Here is a 16,814-nt window from a genome sequence, read left to right on the forward strand (position 1 = left end):
CCGCGGCGTTCGGCGAGCTCGCCGCCGCCATCTAAGGCTAAGGACCGGCGCTCTTGGCTCAACGCGCCTCCCGATGAGCTAACGCAACGGCGCCCTCACGGGTCAGGCGCTGAGGATTCGAGCCTTCTGCTGTTCGAACTCGGCCTCGGTCAGCACGCCCTCTGCTTTGAGTGCACCGAGTTGCTGGAGCTGCGCGAGCCGGTCGGACGTGTCGTCTCTGGAAGAGTAGGCGGCCTGCTCCTGTGCTGCCCATCGGCCAGCCTGGCGTCGGGAGACCCGGTTGGACACAGCGGTCGCGGTGCCGGCAACCACGGTGGTGCGGGCGATGCCGCGAAGTAGTCCTGGCATGGTTCAGCTGCCTCCTATCGGCTGGCTTCGGCGTCGACGCGCTCGACGGCCGCAAGCAGTGCCTGCACCGGGACCCGTCCACCGGCGACAAGCTGGCCGCCACCCCGGCGCAGCGCTGTGGCCAGTGGCGCGGCCCACCGGTTCTCGTACACGAGGATTGCCGCCACGCTGCCCGGGTTGAGGATGTCGGCCGCGTCGGCGAGGTCGTCGGCGTCGACCAGCCCGGTGGTGACCCCCTCGAACATCAGCATGTCCAGTGTGCCGTCGTGGTCGACATCGGTCAGTTCCAGCCCTTCGACCGTGCCGTCGTCGCGTTTCCTGACGAAGATGAGATCCAGAACCCTGATGATGCTGCGATCGACCAGGTCGACGAGCAACGGCAACCCTTCGCCGGTCAGTCGGCCATCGGGAAACTCCACCACCAGGTAGTCGACCGGTCCCATCTCATCGAGATCCCGCATAGCCAAACCATGGCGCTGCGCGCCAGGCGCCGGCCTCATCCACACCGGGTGACCGGCACGGACTCAGCCGGGGCGCGCTGGTCGACCAGTCAGAGCGAGGCCGGGCTGCGACCGGTGAGACGTCTCCACGACAACACGTCTCCTCGACCCGGGCGCAAACTTTTCGTACCTATTTCAAGCGCGGACCGCAAGCGGGCCGCCGCGCACCGCTCGGGCACGCTGACCCTCAGCGGACACGCCGAAGCCCCCGGACATCCACACCGCGAGGAGCCGTAGCGATCAGCGAACTGGAGTGTCAAGCAGTGGACGCGCAGTCGATGTCGGTCGGGAGCGTGGCGACCATTATCGTCCCGGCACCTGGTGGACTCGAGACCTGCAGGTGTCCACCGAACGCCTCGACCCGGTCGACGAGACCCACGAGCCCCGAGCCGAGGGCCGGGTCGGCGCCGCCGACGCCGTCGTCGCGGACCGAGAGCACGAGGACCTCACGTGCGGTGTGGCCATCGGCGGTGATGTCGACGTCCACGTCGACCTTGGAGGCTTTGGCGTGCTTGGCCACGTTCGTGAGCGCCTCGGACACGACGTAGTAGGCGGCGACCTCGACGCAACTGGGCAGCTGGCGCTTGGGGCCGGAGTTGATCGTGGCCGGGACGGGGCTGCGGCGGGCGAGCGTCCTCAGGGCGGGCATGAGGCCGCCCTGGGAGAGGATGGCCGGGTGGAGGCCCCGGGAGATCTCCTGCAGATCCTTGAACGCGTTGGCCAGGCCTTCGGCGGTCCGGCCGAGCCGCGCCTTGAGCCCGTCGAGGCCGCTCGGTACGGATGTCTCGGCGGCGCGCAGTTCCAGACCGAGCGACACCAGGCGCTGCTGGACGCCGTCGTGCAGGTCGCGTTCGATACGGCGGCGGGCTTCGTCGGTGGCCAGGATGATCCGGGTACGCGATGCGTCGAGCTCGGCCCGGTTCTCGGTGTTCGCGACCGCGGTGCCGACGATCTCGGCAAACTCGGCCAGCCGCTCCTCGGTGCCAGGTGGCGCCGGTTCGCGCCGGAACCACAGGACAACGAGTGCGCCCCACCCCCGGCCCTCGACCATGATCGGTGCGGCGACCGAAGCGTGGAACCCTTCTTTCCGCGCCAGGTCGGCGAGAGGACCACCGCGGTTGTCGTAGCTGTCGACGCGGGCGGGGCGGCCGGTGCGCATCACCAGCTCCGTGATGCCGCCTCCGACGGCAAACCGCCGCCCCAGCAGGCTGTCGATTCCGGGCTTGCTGTACTCGCCGATGACACTGACCGTGCCGGGCACCTCGTGGCGCAGCAGCCTCGTGGCATCCGCCGCCAGCAGCGACGCCGTCTCGGCAGCGACCGCGGCGGCGACGTCGGCCGGCGCCGCGCCGTGGGCGACGAGCAGCGCCACCCGCCGCAGGCTCGCCTGTTCCGTCGCAAGCTCGCGCAGCGAGTTGGCCATGGCCTCGCGCTCGGTCGCGGCCTGCAGCAGTATCTCCGACCGGGGCACCACCCGTTCACGCAGCCGGCGCTGGACCGGCTCAGGCAGGTCGGCGGGGACAAGCAGGGTGCCGCTCTGCGAGCCGTACCGCAGCGGGAGTGCCGATCGGTGCTCATCGCCTGGGACGCTGTCGAGTTCGATCGCCGCGAACTGCAGCTGCAGCGTCGACGCGAGGCGGCGCGACGCCTCCGGCAGCACCGGCCGCAGCGCATGCCCGGCCAGACACAGACGGGCCAGCCCGTCGAAGAGGTCGGCCTCCTGGCGGCGTTGGATCGACTCGACCGCTCGAACGCGGGCCAGCTCCGCCATGAAGCCGGCCGTTACCGCTACGACAACGAACGCCGCGAGCTCCACCCACTCCCGTGTGTTGCTGACCTCGAGGTCCCGAACGGCCACGACAAAGACGATGTTGTGGGCCACGGCGCTCACGACCACCATCGCCAACGCCAGCCGCAGGCCCCAGATCGTGGAGATCGCCACCACGCCGAGCAGGAAGAAACCCACCAGGGCGTCCGCCGGCGCCAGGTTCCCGAGAAAATAGACCAGCACCATCTCGACCACGACGAGCAGCGCGCCGACCGCGATCCCCAGCGCCATCGATGGCGGCGTCGGGCGCACCAACTGGGCCGCCAGGCGTACCAGCATCACCGAACCTCCATCGCGATTGCCCCGCCACCAGCCTCCTCTCCAGTAACGCTCACGACCACCTCATGGTGCGACGCGAACGATGTGACCGCGCTACCCCCGCCCAGTGGTCATCCCGCCTCCGGCAGGTGGCGCTCTGCCGCTCACCCGGGCGGAATCGAGCGAGGCGAAGGGTGGCAACCGACCGATCGACCGGCCCGACGCTCGAACCATCACCGCCACCGGCCGGTCGGTCGGTCGGCGTCGCCACGCGGCCACGGATGCCCCGGATGAGGGACAACGGCGGACCCACCGCGGGCTGAGCCAGCTCAGTCTCGCCGCGCGGGTCGGCTCGACCGGGCGGCACATCTCGTTCCCGGAGACCGGCCGGTCCCGGCCGAGCCGGCAGACGCTGCTCCGCCTCGCCGACACCCTCGGCATCGGGCGACGCGACGCCAACGAACTGCTGTACGCCGCAGGCGACGGGAAAGAATCTCGGCGGGGATGTCGAGAACGACGGCGGCCGCTCCGACTGAGGCACGACGCCCGGACGGCGGGCGCGGCGAAACGGAGGAACCCGGCATGAAGTACATGATTATGATGTTTGGAGGGCTCGGCGCCTCGCTGGCTGAGCGCAGCCCGGACTGGATCACGCGGATGCAGACCACGATGATGCGCATGGACCAGGAACTGCGCGCATCCGGTGAGGTCGTGGAGAGCCGGCACCTGACCGACCCGACCCAGGCGAGCACTGTGCGGTTCGTCGACGGCGCGCCGGCACCGACCGACGGGCCGTTCGCCGAGATCAAGGAGTCACTCGCCGGGTACTGGGTCCTCGACTGCACCCACGAGCGCGCGCTGGAGATCGCGGCGCAGGTCGTCGCGGTGACCGAGTATCCGATGGAGGTCCGCCGCGTCATGGACGAACCACCCGCCCAGGACTGACACGATGACGGCAGCGCTCGAGGACCTGCTGCGCGGCTTGGCGCCGCAGGTCCTCGGGGTACTCGTGCGCCGGTACGGGCAGTTCGACGCGTGCGAGGACGCGGTGCAGGAGGCGCTGCTCGCCGCGGCGGTGCAGTGGCCCGCCGGCGGGGTACCCGAGCGGCCCAAGGCGTGGCTGTGCACCGTCGCCGGCCGGTCATTGGTCGACCAGTGGCGCACCGACAGTGCCCGCCGGCGTCGGGAGGCCGCCGCCGCGCTCGACCCGGCGAACGAGCCGCCGGACAACCCGGACGACACCCTGACCGTGCTGCTGCTGTGCTGCCATCCGGCCCTGTCGCCGCCGTCGCAGCTCGCGCTCACGCTGCGGGCCGTCGGCGGGCTGAGCACCGCGCAGGTCGCGGCGGCGTTCCTGGTGCCGGCGGGGACGATGGCGCAGCGGATCAGCCGAGCCAAACAGCGCATCCGCGACGCCGGCGCCCGGTTCGAGCTGCCCGCCCCCGGCGACCGGCCGGCGCGGCTGGCCGTGGTCGAGCACGTGCTCTACCTGCTGTTCAACGAGGGCTACACCACGACCTCCGGCCCGCAGCTGCTGCGCCCGGACCTGACCGCCGAGGCGATCCGGCTGGCACGGCTGCTGCACCGGCTGCTGCCCGGCGACGGCGAGGCCGCGGGCCTGCTCGCCCTGATGCTGCTCACCGACGCCCGCCGCGCCGCCCGCACCGACCCCGACGGCATGATCATGCCGCTCGCCGACCAGGACCGCAGCCGGTGGGACCGGGCAGCGATCGCCGAAGGGCAGGCGCTGCTCACCCGCACGCTCGGCGCCGGGCCGGTCGGGCAGTACCAGATCCAGGCCGCGATCGCTGCCGTCCACGACGAGGCCCCAACCGCGGGCGACACCGACTGGCCGCAGATCCTCGTCCTCTACGACGTCCTCGACCGCGTCGCCCCTGGCCCGGTCGTCACCCTCAGCCGCGCCGTTGCGGTCGCCGCAGTCCACGGCCCGGTCGCCGGCCTCGCCGCGCTCGGCACTCTCGACCACGACGGCCGCCTCGGGCACAGCCACCGCCTCGACGCCGTCCGCGCGCACCTGCTCGAGCAGGCCGGCGACCCCGCGGCCGCGCGGGAGTGCTACCTGCGGGCCGCGCGGATGACCGCGAGCGTGCCGGAGCAGCGGTACCTCACCCGTCGGGCCGCCCTGCTGCCGGGCCCTCCAGGATCGCCTTGAGCCGAGCAAGGTCCTTCCCGTTGGCCCGGCGCATCGCGGCCGCCATCACCGGGTGCGCGACGCAACAGGCCCGCTGGGTGGCCGTGGCCCTGTGCCACTGGATCCTCGAGGTCCACCTCGTCGACCGCTGCCGCGGCTTCGGCGGGTTCTACGAGCAGCTACTGGACCTCCAGCACGCGGGAGCGTGAGCGGCCGCCGCCGTTGTAGACCACAACGTCGGGGCGTTCGCCGTACTCGCGGAAGGTCGCGAGGGCTTCCTCGCGAAGCACGTCGGTGTGTACCTCGACGCCGCGGGCGGCGAGCTGCTCCTTCCAGTCGGGGCGCATCGGGCCCTCGTCGAAGCCGGTCAGGTGCTCGACCTCGTCGCCCTCGCCCGCGATGACCAGGCGGGCCACGCCCGACCACAGCACCGCGCCGTAGCACATCGCGCACGGCCGCCAGTTGACCGCCAGCTCAACCGGCGGCCGGCCCGCGCCGCCCAGGTCCCAGGTGCCGGCGCCGGCCTGGGCCAGGCACAGGGCGACGACCTCGGCATGCATCCCGGACAGGCCGCTGGCCAGGACGAGGTTCACCCCGACGGCCAGCACCTCGCCCGACCCGGCGGCGCTGACCACGGCGGCGAACGGCCCGCCGGTGCCCTCGAGGTGGTTGCGCCCCGCCAGCCGGTGCGCCAGCCGCATCCGGTCCTCGGTGTCCGGCAGCATCCGGTCGACGCCGCGCAGCTCCTCGGTGACCCAGCCGGGTAGCGTCGCGCCGAACCGCGTGGTGGTCAGCTCCATTACGTGCCTCCTCAGGCGGTGAAGAAATGGCTCAGGCCACGGGCTTTCAGACCGCGGCGGTACGCCACCGAACTGCGGTCGGCCGCGATGTTGACCTCGATGCGCGGGTCGAGCGGCAGATTCTCCGGCTTCTGCACCTCGACGATGCGCCGGTCTTCCTCGAACACGCGCAGGTTGAAGTCGAAGATCTCGCCCGCCGGCTGATCGGTGGCGAAGTCCTTGGCGATCGGCGCGAACATTCGGGTCCGGCGGGCCGAGACCGGGGTGGCGGCATTCATGATGCACAGCCGCCCGCCGTCGGGAAAGTGCACGACGAGGGTGGCGGTGAACGGCAGGTGCAGCGCGAACCGCCGCAACCACTGATAGCCGTCGGGCGCGCGCAGCCCGGCGCCGTGCGGGTAGTTGGCGACGGTGGACCAGTAGTCGACGGTGAACCCGTCGGCGGTGACGACCGGGTTGTACGGCGGCACCTCGGGATTGCCGGGGTCGCCGAACGTCCCCGGATGCACGAACCCGAAGTGCGCCACGTCGAGGAACCCCTCGACCTGCCGGCCGGCGAACGCGGCGACGTCGAAGGGCGGGCAGGTGACCCGCTGGAAGCCGTCCTCGTCCCACCCCGGCATCGGCGGTACCGCATCCACCGCCGAACGATCCAGACACGTCCACACGAGGCCGTAGCGCACCACCGCCGGATATGGCCGCAGGTGCATCCGCTCCGGGATCTTCGCCGCCGGGTGCGCGGGAATCCCGACGCACGCCCCGTCGGCGCCGAAGCGCAGCCCGTGGTAGGCGCAGGCGATGCCCGTCCCGTCGCCGGTGCCCATGGTCAGCGGCACGCCGCGGTGCGGGCACAGGTCGTCGGCGACGACGATCCCGGAACCGGCGCGGTACACGACCAGGGGCACGTCGAGCAGGGTCGCCGCGACCGGGGCGGCGCCGACGTCCTCGACCCGGGCCACGGCGTACCAGCCGCGAGCGAGGATCGTCCAGTCGGCGACGTCGAAGGTGCACGTCCGGGGCGGCGCGACCGCGGCGGCGGGCGCGGAACGAGCGTCGGTGACCGTCATCGGTGGCTCCAGCGGCGTGTGAGCGGCATCAGGTAGCGCGCCAAGCGCGGGCTCGGAACTGGCGCACGGTTGGAGAAGGCCCGTCGGGCGAACGGGCCCGGGACCTAGTGGTGGCGTGGTTCAGCGCTGCGGATGCCAGCCGTGCGCGACCCGGCCGCGGGTCCACGCGTGCTGGTGGGTCCGGCGGCGCACATCGGTCACAGCGGACACCTGGCGCTCACCTCCCACGACGGCTCGTCCAACCATCGTGCCGCCGCCGCGTTTCGTCGCCGTTTCGGCGGCGTTGGTTTCTCCACCCCGGCCCGAGCCCGCCTCACAGCCGCCCTGGCGGCGTCGAGAGGCGTTGGCTGCCTCGGCGAACTAGGAACGGCACGTCGGCGACACCCGCCCACGGTTCAGTAGGCCCATGTCCGCGCCGGCGATCCCGGTGACCGCCCCGGTCCCCGGCCGGGGCCGATCGCGGGTTCCGGGCAGTATGCGTTGGTCGGAGGCGTACTCGACCGCCCGGGACGCTGCCGTGCCGCCGCCGTGGTGGACACCGTTCGGGGCCGCCGCCGGGCAGGTCCTGGCGGCGGCGATCGTCGCGGCCACGCCGTCGCCCGCGTTCACGAGCGCGGCTATGGACGGCTACGCCGTCGCCGGGCGCGGGCCGTGGCGCGTCCTGGGCCGTGCGCTGGCCGGCCACCCGGCGCCCGTGTCACGCCTCGGCGGCGGGGACGTGGTCGAGATCGCGACCGGCGCACGGCTGCCCGACGGTGCCGACGCCGTCGTGCCCTAGGAGCACGCCAACCGGCGCGCCAACACCGTCACCGCGGCCCAACCGGCCAAGACCCACATCCGGCCCGCTGGCGAGGACGCGCTCCCCGGCGACCTGCTGGTGCCCGCCGGACGTCCCCGCACTGCGGCCGCCGCGGCTGCCGCCGCGCAGGTCGGCGTCGATACCGTCCGGGTCCACCCGCGCCCGAGTATCAACGGCTTTGGTCAGCCGCGCGCGGCCATCTTCTCGATCTGGTCCAGTACGACGGCCAGGCCGGAGGTCTCCAGCCAGTCGACGTTGCGGATGCCGCCCAGAGCGGCCACGGCCACGTCGACGTCGATCGTGGTGCCGTCGGACAGCTCGGCTCGGCGCAGCTTGCCGTCCTCGCCTTGTAGGGAGGTGACCTTCGTGTTGGTACGCAGGTCGACGCCATGCTCGCGCATGATATCCGCGGAGATCCTGCCGATCACCCCGCCGAGCGCCCCGATCAGCGGGGCTGGCCCGGCCTCGGCCACGGTGACCGGGATGCCCAGCTCGACGCAGACCGACGCCAACTCCGAGCCGGTGAACCCCGAGCCGATGACCAGCACCCGTTTCGGCTTCTTCATGATCCGCTCGTGCAGCCCGGCCGCGTCGTCGCGGGTGCGGATGGTGAACACGCCGTCAAGCTCGGCCTCAGCTGCCACGAACCATGGCCGGGCGCGTACGCCGGTGGCGATGAGCAGCCGGTCGAACTCAACCTCCTGCCCGTCGGCCAGGGTCACCCGCTTGCGATCCATGTCCGGCGCGGCGGCGGCGTTGCCGAGCTTCCAGTCGGCGTCGATGTCGAGACGCCGCGGCAGGGTGGTGTCGGCCGAGGTGATCCAGCCGGTCTGCGCCTGCTTGGACAGCGGCGGCCGGTCGTAGGGCTCCTCGGGCTCGTCGCCGATCATGGTCAGAGAGCCGGTGAAGCCCTCGGCGCGCAGCTGCTCGGCGGCCTTCAGCCCGGCCAGGGACGCACCAACAATGACGATGCGCCCGTCCCAGCGACGCTGGTCCTGGCGCAGCCGGTCGCCCTTGGCCGCGACGACCGTGTCCGCGGGCGGCCGCCGGGGCAGATCGGCCATGTCGACTTGCAGCGCCTGAACCGGGCATGCCGCAGCGGCCCGCAGCACCTTCACCCGCTGGTCGTCGGACGGCGCCGGGTCGAACATCAGCGCCTCGTCGCCGTGCATCCGGAACGCCTCGGGCGCCAGGAACGCACACTGCGCGTACCCCTCACACTTGGTCAGGTCCACCACCACACGCATCACGTCGTGTCGCCCGTTCATGCAAACTCCTTGAGTCGTTCCGTGAGGATGATCTTCTCTGCCGCCTCGATGCGGGCCAGATGCGAGAACGCTTGCGGGAAGTTCCCGACGTGCCGCGCCGTCGTGGGTTCGAACTCTTCGGCGTAGAGACCGAGCGGAGAGCCGATCGTGAGCAGTTTCTCCATCAGGTGCCTGGCGCGGGCCACCTCTCCGACTCCGGCGAGGGCGGAGACGAGCCAGAACGAGCAGATGAGGAAGCTGCCCTCCTTGCCCGACTGATCGGCTGCGGCCGGCCCCCAACTGCCCGGCTGGTAGGTATGTACCGGTGGCGGGTTGTTCAGGACCGCGTACGCGCTCGGCACCTTGACCGCGTTTGCAGCTGGCAGAACGCATGGGCATCACCGCACCAACGCCAACAGCCGACTCGGGCGCCTGGGCCGGCATTTGCCTACTCCTCGAATGCGAGCAACAGCCAGGTCACATGGTTGAGGTGCTGCCGGCCCCAGGTACTGCCGCCGGTGACTTCGCCTGAAGGCGGTTGCGGCGTGAGCTCGGCGACGCCGGCGGCCCGCTGCTGGTCGACGCCCTCGCTGCCGCGTCCACGCTCGGGGCCGGCCTGACCGGTCTGGCGGTCGTGCGGGCGCGGGCGCCGCCGTGGTCGCGTTCACGCGCATGGCTATTCGCCGATAGCCGCCGAACCGGTCGAATCCGGCACTGCCGGGAGCAGCACGGTGACCGTGGTACCGGCGCCGGGATGGGTGCACGGCACCGGAGCGGGCTGCGGGTGGTGGTGTGCGGCGCCGGAGCACCACCACAGATGCCCGTCGTGTGCGGCGACGATGGCGTCGACCAGCGACAGGCCGAGGCCGGTGCCCGGGGTGGTACGGGCGGTGTCGGCGCGGGCGAATCGTTCCGCGGCGTGCGGCAGGAACTGGGCCGGCATGCCAGGGCCGGCGTCGTGGACGGTGAGCCGGGCGTACCCGCCGGTGGTGCCGGTGGCGACGGTGATCGGCGCCGCGCCGTGCCGCACGGCGTTGTCGAGCAGGTTGGTGACGATGCGTTCGAGGCGGGCCGGGTCGATGCGGGCCGGCGGTGCGGGTTCGAGTTCGGTGCGCAGGGCGGTGTCGGTGAGGTCCCGACGTGCTGGCCTGCGACCCCGGGGCGCACCGGCTGTACATCGCCGCCGAGAGCGGCTGGCTGACCACCCTCGACGTCCACGACCGGCGCACGACGGTGACCGGGAGCAACCATCTCGCCGACGGTGCCCACGTCGTGGCCGTCGATCCCGACACGCACCGCAGTTACTATCCCGTCCCCCACGCCGGCGACGGCCACCCCGCCCTGCTCGTCTTCGACCCATACCCCTAGCGCCGAGTGGGGAGCAGGGCGGTGATCGTCCTACCGATCCCGGGGTTGCTACACGTAACGGGAACCTGATCGGTGTGTCGGTAAGCGACGGCCGCGCAGATCCGCAGCTTGCCGTGGCGAGCGTGGACGATGGTGTCGACCAGCGCTTGGCTCAGGCCGGTGCCGGTGCGGTGCGGTGCGACATCGGCACGGCTAAAAGCGTTCCGTAGCGTGCGGCAGGAACCGCGCGTCCGTGCCCGGCCCGCCGTCGTGCCCATTACCCGGACGTGCCCGTCCGGCGCGAGCCGCGGTGACCATGATCGGTGGCGCGCCGTGCCGGACGGCGCTGTCGAGCAGGTTGGCGAAGACCCGGCGCAGGCGCGTATCGTCGCCGCGCACGGCAAGCCCGTAATCGACACGCCGCTGCAGCCTGCCCACGATGGGCGCGGCGGGGACGCACAGAACCACACGAGAGCCCTTGACCGAGTTATCGAACGGTACAGGTCGTAGAAGCCGTCGATCGGGCCTTACAGTTCGTCGATCGGAGCGGCCCAGCTCGGCCGGCGGATCAGGCAGAACGCTTGCGCAGCAGCGCGATGTGCGCGGGTGGGCCGCCGAAGCCGAGGCAGCCGATCCGCCCCACTCCATTGAGCACGGTGCCCAGACCCACCGCCGGCCCGTCGACGCCCCGGTCGCCGACCATGCCGGATTCGTCGGCCGCGCGGGGTTCGCCGGTCGCGCCGGATTCGCCGCTCACGCGGTGCCGGCTGGCTGGAAGAGTTCGACCGGGTTCCCGGCCGGGTCGTCCAGCACGATCTGCCGCCCGCCGGGCCCCTCGACGACGCCGCGGCGGAACCCGACACCGGCCGACTGCAGCCGCCACCTCGGCGTCGATGTCGGCCACGATCAGGTGGATGCGGTTCCAGCCGCCGGAGTGCGGCACGCGGCCGTCCGGCATCGCCCGGCCGGCCGAGCTGGCCGGGCCCGACAGCAGCAGCCGCAGGCTACCGCGCAGCACATCGGCGACCGGCGTCCCGTGCCGGCTCACCGACAGGGTCAGCCTCGACGAGTTGCCCGGGACCAGGTCACCACCGAGGTCGACGGTGTAACCGTCGACCTCGGCAGTCCGCGACGCGCCGGCAACGCCTGCGGCTGGTAGTCGCCCGGCGCGGGCACGTCGACGCCGAGGGTCAGGCCCTCCTCGCGGGCCGCCGGCTTGAAGTCGACGAAGACCCGCTGCTGCCCCGGTGCGTCCACCGCCCAGCGGCACCGACCACGTGCCGTCGGCCTGCAGCGTCAGGCGCAGGTGCTGATAGCCCGACAGGTCACGGCGTACCACGATGAGGGTGCAGGGTCCTTTGTCCCGCCCGAAAGCGCGGAGTCCGGCTCGACGAGGGTCATACCCTGGCGTCCTCTCCGATCCTGGTCGGTGTGCCCGAAATTGCCTTCGGTGCCCGGCGTCCGGGCATCCACCAGTTGGCCTTGCCGCACAGTTCCATCACCGCGGGGACGAGGACCATGCGGATGATGGTGGCGTCGACGAGGACGGCGATGGCCATGCCCAGACCGATCTGCTTGACGGAGACGTCGGGGCCGAGCGTGGCGGTCGTGAAGATGGCGACCATGATGGCGGCTGCGGCCGTAATGACCTTGGCGGTCCGCGCCAGCCCGCCAGCGACGGCGCTGCGGGTGTCGCCGGTGCGCTCGTACTCCTCACGGATTCGGGAGATCAGGAAGACCTCGTAGTCCATCGACAGGCCGAACAGGATCGGGAACATCATCATCGGTACCCAGGTCGTGATCGGCATGGTGGTGGGGAAACCGAAGGCCGTGCCGAGCCATCCCCACTGCACGATCGCGACCAGCACGCCGTAGGCAGCGCCGATCGACAGCAGGTTCATCACAGCGGCCTGCAGCGCGATCGTGACCGACCGGACCAGCACGATCAACAGCACCAGCGACAGCGTGATCACGACCGTGATCATCAGGGGCAGGTGCGAGCTGGTGTCCTCGGAGAAGTCGATCGCGCCGGCGTTCGGCCCGCCGAGGTAGATCCGGTCGCCGCCGGATGCGTGGGGCAGCACGTCGTCGCGCAGCTTGTGCACCAGATCCGCGGTCGCCGCATCCTGATACCCGGTCGTGGGGAAGGCCATGAAGGTGGCGGCCTGTCCGTCGTTGCTGACCCGAGGCTGCGTGACGTAGGCGATGCCGTCGGTGTTCCTGACAGCGTCCAGGGCGTTTGTCAGATCGGCGTTCTTCGCGTCGACCTCGGTGGCAAAGATCAGCGGCGCGCCGTAGCCGGGACCGAAGCCCTCGGAGAGGATCGTGTACGAGGTGTAGCTACTGCGGTCGTGGGGCTGGACACTGGCGTCGGGCAAGCTCAGCCGCATCGACAGCGCCGGAGCGGCCAGTACCAGCAGGCCTGCGCCGGCCAGCGCCGCGGCGACCAGCGGCTTGCGCTGCACCACGCCTGCCCAGCGCTCGGCGAGGGTCCGGCGGGGCGGGGCACCGTCAGCCTCGCGCCGGCGGGACGTGCGGCGGGGCAGGCGCAGCGAGTCGATCCTGTGGCCGGTGAAGCCCAGGAACGCCGGCAGCAGCGTCACCGCGGCGATCATCGTGACCAGTACGCCGACCGACGCGCCGACGGCCACACCGGTCATCAGCCTCTGCCCCATGGCGATCAGGCCCAGCAGGGCGATCACGACGGTCGTGCCGGCGAACAGCACCGCGCGACCTGCGCTGGTGATGGCCTTGACCGTGGCGGTCTCGGGCTCGTCACCGTCCTGCAGGCTGTCCTTGTAGCGGGTCAGGATGAACAGTGCGTAGTCGATGCCGACACCGAGTCCGATCATCGCGGTAACGAGCACCGTGAAATCCGGCGAGGGGACGAGGTGCCCTGCGAGCTTCATCAGGGCGATGCCGCCCAGGACCGCCAGCAGTCCGGTCACGATCGGCAGGCCCATCGCCACCAGTGACCCGAAGGCGATGAACAGGATCACCGCCGCTGCCAGTACGCCCACGCTCTCGGTCGAACCCCCCGGGGGTGTCTCGGCCTTTTCCGCCTTTTCCCCGGCCAGGCCCAGCGTCACGCCGTCACCGGAGGCGTCCTTGACCGTGTCGACCAGGAGCTTGGCCTGGCTCTTGTCCACGTCCTTGTCGGTCAGCGGGATGGTGGTACGGGCGATACGACGATCCTGCGTCACCAGGTTGTTGTCTTGATAGGGTGAGGTCACCGGTCCGGTGATCGGTGAGGCTTCGAGATCGGCGATGACCTTCTCGATTTTTTGCCGGGCGGCGGGGTCGTCGATCCCCTTGTCTGCCTTGATCGCGAGAGTCAGCGTGTCCCCCTGCTGCTCGGGGAAGTGTTTCTCGATCAGCGCTTGCGCCTTGGCGGAGTCGGAGTTTCCGCCGGAGAAGTCGTTGTCGGGGGCGGCGGCGTAGCCGAAGCCGATCAGCGCCATGGCGATCACGCCGACGATCCAGGTCAGCAGAACCAGGCGGCGGCGCCGGTAGCAGAACCGGGCTAGTCGCGCCAGAGCCCCGTCCGTACGTGCAGTCTCGGTCGTCATTGTCTTCTCCTCGGGCATGTCATCTGGGTGCATTCCGGGCCGGCACGCGCGTCAGCGGAGGCGCTTGTCCGACGTTGCGTTGCGCAGGTGGGCGAGACCGCCGAGTGGGCGGTTTGTTCCGGCATCGCCGCGATAAAGGTGGGCGGGGCCACACGATCGAGCACTGCGCCGGCCGATGGAGGGGGCGCGGTGTCGACCAACGAACGGTGGATCAGCCGTGGTGGTGGGCGTGAGCGGCAGGCGGGTGCGCGAATGGCGTCGTCACACCGTCGTAGCGAAGCCGCAGCATCATTCCCTGATCCGCGTGCGGCAGGTTGTGGCAGTGGTTCATCCAGATTCCGGGGTTTGCGGCTTTGAATGCGACGTCCCAGACCTCTCCTGGGCGGACGTCGAATGTGTCCATCCACAATGGACTTCCGGAGGAGGGTGTCCTGTTTCTGGAAAGGATCAGCACGGGATGTCCGTGGAGGTGCCAGGGGTGCGTCTCCAGGCTCCGGTTGACCACGGTGAATCGCACGACGTCGCCCTCGGTGACGAGTTGGTCCGGGATCGACGGGTGGCCTCGACCGTTGACGGTCTGTGCGTACGTCGGCGCACCGTCGACCATGGCGACACCACGGTCAAGGACCATCGTGAAGTGCCGGTCGGGTGCGCCGGTGTCGAACGGCACGGCGGCCGCGGTTCCGTAGTGGAGAAGGTCGAGTTCGGGCCAGCCGGAGGTGTCTTCGACGCCAGGCCCGGCACCGGTGGGGTCGTCCTGGGCACGCAGCCGCAGTCCGCCGTCGCGGTCGTTGTCGCACACGAGCGCCACGGACCTGTCGGGCATCACGAAGACCAGGTCGTACCGCCCACTCGCGGCCAGGCGCAGCCTGACGTCACTGACCTCGCCGGGCCCATGGAGATCCCGTCCGTCAACGGCCGCCACCCGAAACGGTGTGCCAGCCAACGCGAAATGGTGCGGCTGCGAATCAGTGTTGATCAAGCGGAGGCGTACCGGAGCGCCGGCGGATACGGCGTGTTCGGTGCGCTGGTCGGAGTCCCCGATGACCACGGTGCCGTCGAAGGTGTGCACGGGCAGGGTCAGATCCACCTGCCCGGGCGCCGCGTCCGCCTGCTGCATGATGCGTGGCGTCACGACGAGGGTGCCGTACAGCCCCTTGCGCACGCCGCGGTCTGACACCTGGTGGGTGTGGTACCAGTAGGTTCCCACCTGGTCGGCGCGGAACCGGTAGACGAACTCCTCCCCCGGGGCGACGATGTTCTGCGTCAGGCCAGGTACGCCATCCTCACCGCAGGCCACGTCGTAGCCGTGCCAGTGCACGGTCACGCCGTCCTGGATATCGGTGTTGCGCAGCGCCACCTCGACCAGGTCACCCTGAGTGACCGTGATCGGCGGACCGGGGACCTGCCCGTTGTAGGCCCATGCGTCGACTTCCCGCCCGGACGGCAGTCGCACCCTGGCCGTCCGAGCGGTGAGGACATGCTGCTGCCGGGTACCGCCGGAAGCCGGTGTGCCGGCACCGCGCAGGTCGGCAACCGACCGCGTCGGTCGTGAGCCAGCCGAGCGTACGCGACCGCCTCCGGTGGTGACGGATTCCACAGGCATGAGCGACACGCCAACACCGGAGGCGCCTGCACCGACGACGACCGCGACGCCGGCAACCCGGATGAACCGGCGACGCGAGACCCGACTCTCCAATACCTGCCCGGCCGCGACACCAGCGCCGATCTCGCCGGTCTGACGGTTGACGGGAGCGTCGCCGGCAGCGGCCACCGCGGCCTTCACGGCGAGCACGCGTGCGGTGAGCAGCGCACCGGTGCACACGAGCGAGACCGTGATCAGCGCGGTGCTCCACGTGAGGGGGAATCCGATCAGCAAGGTCACCACGAAACCGGCCGCCGCCGCGTACGCGGCGCTCAACAGCGCGACGACGCTCCGTGCCGGCAGCCCGTTGCTCGGCGTCCGCCTCGCTTCCCGCAGCGTCGGTCCAGCGATGAGCACCGCGGCCAACCCGCCGGCGGCGAGCATCGGCAGCCCTAGCAGGACCTTCTCCTGCACAAACCACCAGCCCCGACCGGCCAGCATCGCCACCGTGGCGATCCGGGCAAGGCTCACCAGCACCGCCGCCGCCAGGAGGCCGAGCGCCCCTTGGGCGCGCCCGAGGGCCGCGGTGACGCCGGCCGCAAACCATGCCGCGGCGCTCAACAGCGCGACCGCGTCATCCAGGATGATCCACTGCCCCGTGGTCATGACGCCGTCGGAGCCGGTCCCGCAGCAGGTCCGGACGCCAGCGCTCGCGCCAGCCGGAGGATCCTCATGCTCACCGCGACAATGGCCAGGCCGTTGACCGCGTGCAGGCCGAAGATGAGCTGCCCGGCCGTCGTCGTGATGTCGCCCGTATCGAATGCTCTGGCCAGTGCCGCGATCAGAACCTGCACAACGACCAGGCCGGCGACCAGCCCAGCCATGCCGATGAGCCGACCGGACATCCGGGCCACCGCCGCGACGATGACCAGCACGACCGCGAGCAGGAAGATCACGTACCCCAACGTCCGATGTGGTCGGAAGGACTCGTCGTTGGGCGCGGTGTTGAACGCGCCGCTGGCGGCGAGGAAGAACTGGACAACGACGGCCAGCAGGAACAGGGCCGCCAGCCCGGCAAAAGCCTTACGCATCGAAGAAACTCCTTGAGGTTGGGCCCATCACGAGGCACTCGTGCCGCGGACAGTTGGCGTCGTGCGGTCCTGTCCCGCCGCGCCGCCAACGGTCCTTTCCTCGTTCTGCGCTCGTCCCGCTGATCGTGGCGGCGGGTGCGCGCAACGCGCGTCGGCTGGCGGTCGCATTCCGCGGCTCACCCCGCAGACGTACCGTCATCCGCAGGTGGTAGGCCGGTGCGCC

At 71.0% G+C, this 16,814-nt stretch carries 20 protein-coding genes; 6 read left to right on the plus strand and 14 right to left on the minus strand.

Features of this window, described 5'->3' with window-relative positions; all coding sequences use genetic code 11:
• Window positions 1-102 precede the first annotated feature (102 nt).
• The 3 genes from AB0B76_RS54335 to AB0B76_RS54345 form a co-directional block, all read right to left on the minus strand.
• Window positions 103-348: an SHOCT domain-containing protein gene (locus AB0B76_RS54335; protein WP_360392844.1), complete on the minus strand. Its 246-nt coding sequence runs from the start codon at window positions 346-348 to the stop codon at window positions 103-105.
• A 14-nt stretch (window positions 349-362) separates the two neighbouring features.
• Window positions 363-809, minus strand: coding sequence for a DUF6325 family protein (locus AB0B76_RS54340; RefSeq protein WP_360392847.1), 447 nt, complete (start codon window positions 807-809; stop codon window positions 363-365).
• A gap of 295 nt (window positions 810-1,104) precedes the next feature.
• The gene (locus AB0B76_RS54345; protein ID WP_360392939.1) at window positions 1,105-2,955 is read right to left on the minus strand and encodes a DUF4118 domain-containing protein; all 1,851 of its coding nucleotides are present in this window, start codon (window positions 2,953-2,955) and stop codon (window positions 1,105-1,107) included.
• A 106-nt stretch (window positions 2,956-3,061) separates the two neighbouring features.
• On the opposite strand from AB0B76_RS54345, the gene AB0B76_RS54350 reads away from it, so the two are divergent.
• From AB0B76_RS54350 to AB0B76_RS54365, 4 genes are read left to right on the plus strand one after another with little or no spacing between them, the layout of a single operon-like run.
• Window positions 3,062-3,520, plus strand: a complete 459-nt coding sequence (locus AB0B76_RS54350) for a helix-turn-helix transcriptional regulator (RefSeq protein WP_360392850.1) — start codon at window positions 3,062-3,064, stop codon at window positions 3,518-3,520.
• On the plus strand, window positions 3,517-3,879 hold the full coding sequence (locus tag AB0B76_RS54355; protein ID WP_360392853.1) for a YciI family protein: 363 nt from the start codon (window positions 3,517-3,519) through the stop codon (window positions 3,877-3,879). The genes AB0B76_RS54350 and AB0B76_RS54355 overlap by 4 nt, the downstream gene beginning before the upstream one ends.
• 4 nt (window positions 3,880-3,883) lie before the next feature.
• Window positions 3,884-5,107, plus strand: a complete 1,224-nt coding sequence (locus AB0B76_RS54360; RefSeq protein ID WP_360392856.1) for a DUF6596 domain-containing protein — start codon at window positions 3,884-3,886, stop codon at window positions 5,105-5,107.
• Between the two features lie 20 nt (window positions 5,108-5,127).
• On the plus strand, window positions 5,128-5,295 hold the full coding sequence (locus tag AB0B76_RS54365; RefSeq protein WP_360392859.1) for a hypothetical protein: 168 nt from the start codon (window positions 5,128-5,130) through the stop codon (window positions 5,293-5,295).
• Here the strand turns inward: AB0B76_RS54365 and AB0B76_RS54370 are convergent.
• Together AB0B76_RS54370 and AB0B76_RS54375 are read right to left on the minus strand one after the other, a co-directional pair.
• Complete coding sequence (locus AB0B76_RS54370; RefSeq protein WP_360392862.1) at window positions 5,266-5,886, minus strand: nucleoside deaminase; 621 nt, start codon at window positions 5,884-5,886, stop codon at window positions 5,266-5,268. The two genes, AB0B76_RS54365 and AB0B76_RS54370, sit on opposite strands and share 30 nt — an antisense overlap.
• Before the next feature lie 11 nt (window positions 5,887-5,897).
• Entirely contained in the window at window positions 5,898-6,953 is a 1,056-nt protein-coding gene (locus tag AB0B76_RS54375) for an aromatic ring-hydroxylating dioxygenase subunit alpha (RefSeq protein ID WP_360392864.1), read from the minus strand.
• Between the two features lie 475 nt (window positions 6,954-7,428).
• On the opposite strand from AB0B76_RS54375, the gene AB0B76_RS54380 reads away from it, so the two are divergent.
• Window positions 7,429-7,731, plus strand: a complete 303-nt coding sequence (locus tag AB0B76_RS54380; protein ID WP_360392867.1) for a hypothetical protein — start codon at window positions 7,429-7,431, stop codon at window positions 7,729-7,731.
• 203 nt (window positions 7,732-7,934) lie between these two features.
• Here the strand turns inward: AB0B76_RS54380 and AB0B76_RS54385 are convergent, their stop codons facing one another.
• The 3 genes from AB0B76_RS54385 to AB0B76_RS54395 form a co-directional block, all read right to left on the minus strand.
• A complete protein-coding gene (locus tag AB0B76_RS54385; protein ID WP_360392870.1) occupies window positions 7,935-9,020 on the minus strand; it encodes an FAD-dependent oxidoreductase in 1,086 nt (361 codons plus the stop codon).
• Entirely contained in the window at window positions 9,017-9,361 is a 345-nt protein-coding gene (locus AB0B76_RS54390; RefSeq protein ID WP_360392873.1) for a glycoside hydrolase family 15 protein, read from the minus strand. The genes AB0B76_RS54385 and AB0B76_RS54390 overlap by 4 nt, the downstream gene beginning before the upstream one ends.
• 314 nt (window positions 9,362-9,675) lie before the next feature.
• Window positions 9,676-10,116: a sensor histidine kinase gene (locus AB0B76_RS54395; RefSeq protein ID WP_360392942.1), complete on the minus strand. Its 441-nt coding sequence runs from the start codon at window positions 10,114-10,116 to the stop codon at window positions 9,676-9,678.
• 23 nt (window positions 10,117-10,139) lie between these two features.
• Here AB0B76_RS54395 and AB0B76_RS54400 point away from each other — a divergent pair, with 23 nt between their 5' ends.
• The gene (locus AB0B76_RS54400; protein WP_360392944.1) at window positions 10,140-10,367 is read left to right on the plus strand and encodes a hypothetical protein; all 228 of its coding nucleotides are present in this window, start codon (window positions 10,140-10,142) and stop codon (window positions 10,365-10,367) included.
• A gap of 192 nt (window positions 10,368-10,559) precedes the next feature.
• On the opposite strand, the gene AB0B76_RS54405 is transcribed toward AB0B76_RS54400, so the two are convergent.
• From AB0B76_RS54405 to AB0B76_RS54430, 6 genes are all read right to left on the minus strand, one after another.
• Entirely contained in the window at window positions 10,560-10,784 is a 225-nt protein-coding gene (locus AB0B76_RS54405; protein WP_360392876.1) for a hypothetical protein, read from the minus strand.
• A 130-nt stretch (window positions 10,785-10,914) separates the two neighbouring features.
• Window positions 10,915-11,103 (minus strand): hypothetical protein, encoded by a 189-nt coding sequence (locus tag AB0B76_RS54410; protein ID WP_360392879.1) that lies wholly within the window; start codon window positions 11,101-11,103, stop codon window positions 10,915-10,917.
• Window positions 11,104-11,402: 299 nt separating this feature from the next.
• Complete coding sequence (locus AB0B76_RS54415) at window positions 11,403-11,603, minus strand: hypothetical protein (protein WP_360392882.1); 201 nt, start codon at window positions 11,601-11,603, stop codon at window positions 11,403-11,405.
• A gap of 140 nt (window positions 11,604-11,743) precedes the next feature.
• Window positions 11,744-13,915: an MMPL family transporter gene (locus tag AB0B76_RS54420; protein WP_360392885.1), complete on the minus strand. Its 2,172-nt coding sequence runs from the start codon at window positions 13,913-13,915 to the stop codon at window positions 11,744-11,746.
• A 211-nt stretch (window positions 13,916-14,126) separates the two neighbouring features.
• Window positions 14,127-16,166 (minus strand): multicopper oxidase family protein, encoded by a 2,040-nt coding sequence (locus AB0B76_RS54425; RefSeq protein ID WP_360392888.1) that lies wholly within the window; start codon window positions 16,164-16,166, stop codon window positions 14,127-14,129.
• Window positions 16,163-16,591 (minus strand): DUF6220 domain-containing protein, encoded by a 429-nt coding sequence (locus AB0B76_RS54430; RefSeq protein ID WP_360392891.1) that lies wholly within the window; start codon window positions 16,589-16,591, stop codon window positions 16,163-16,165. Before AB0B76_RS54430 ends, AB0B76_RS54425 begins: the two co-directional genes overlap by 4 nt.
• Window positions 16,592-16,814: the final 223 nt, after the last annotated feature.

The organism is Dactylosporangium sp. NPDC049140, assembly GCF_040648435.1.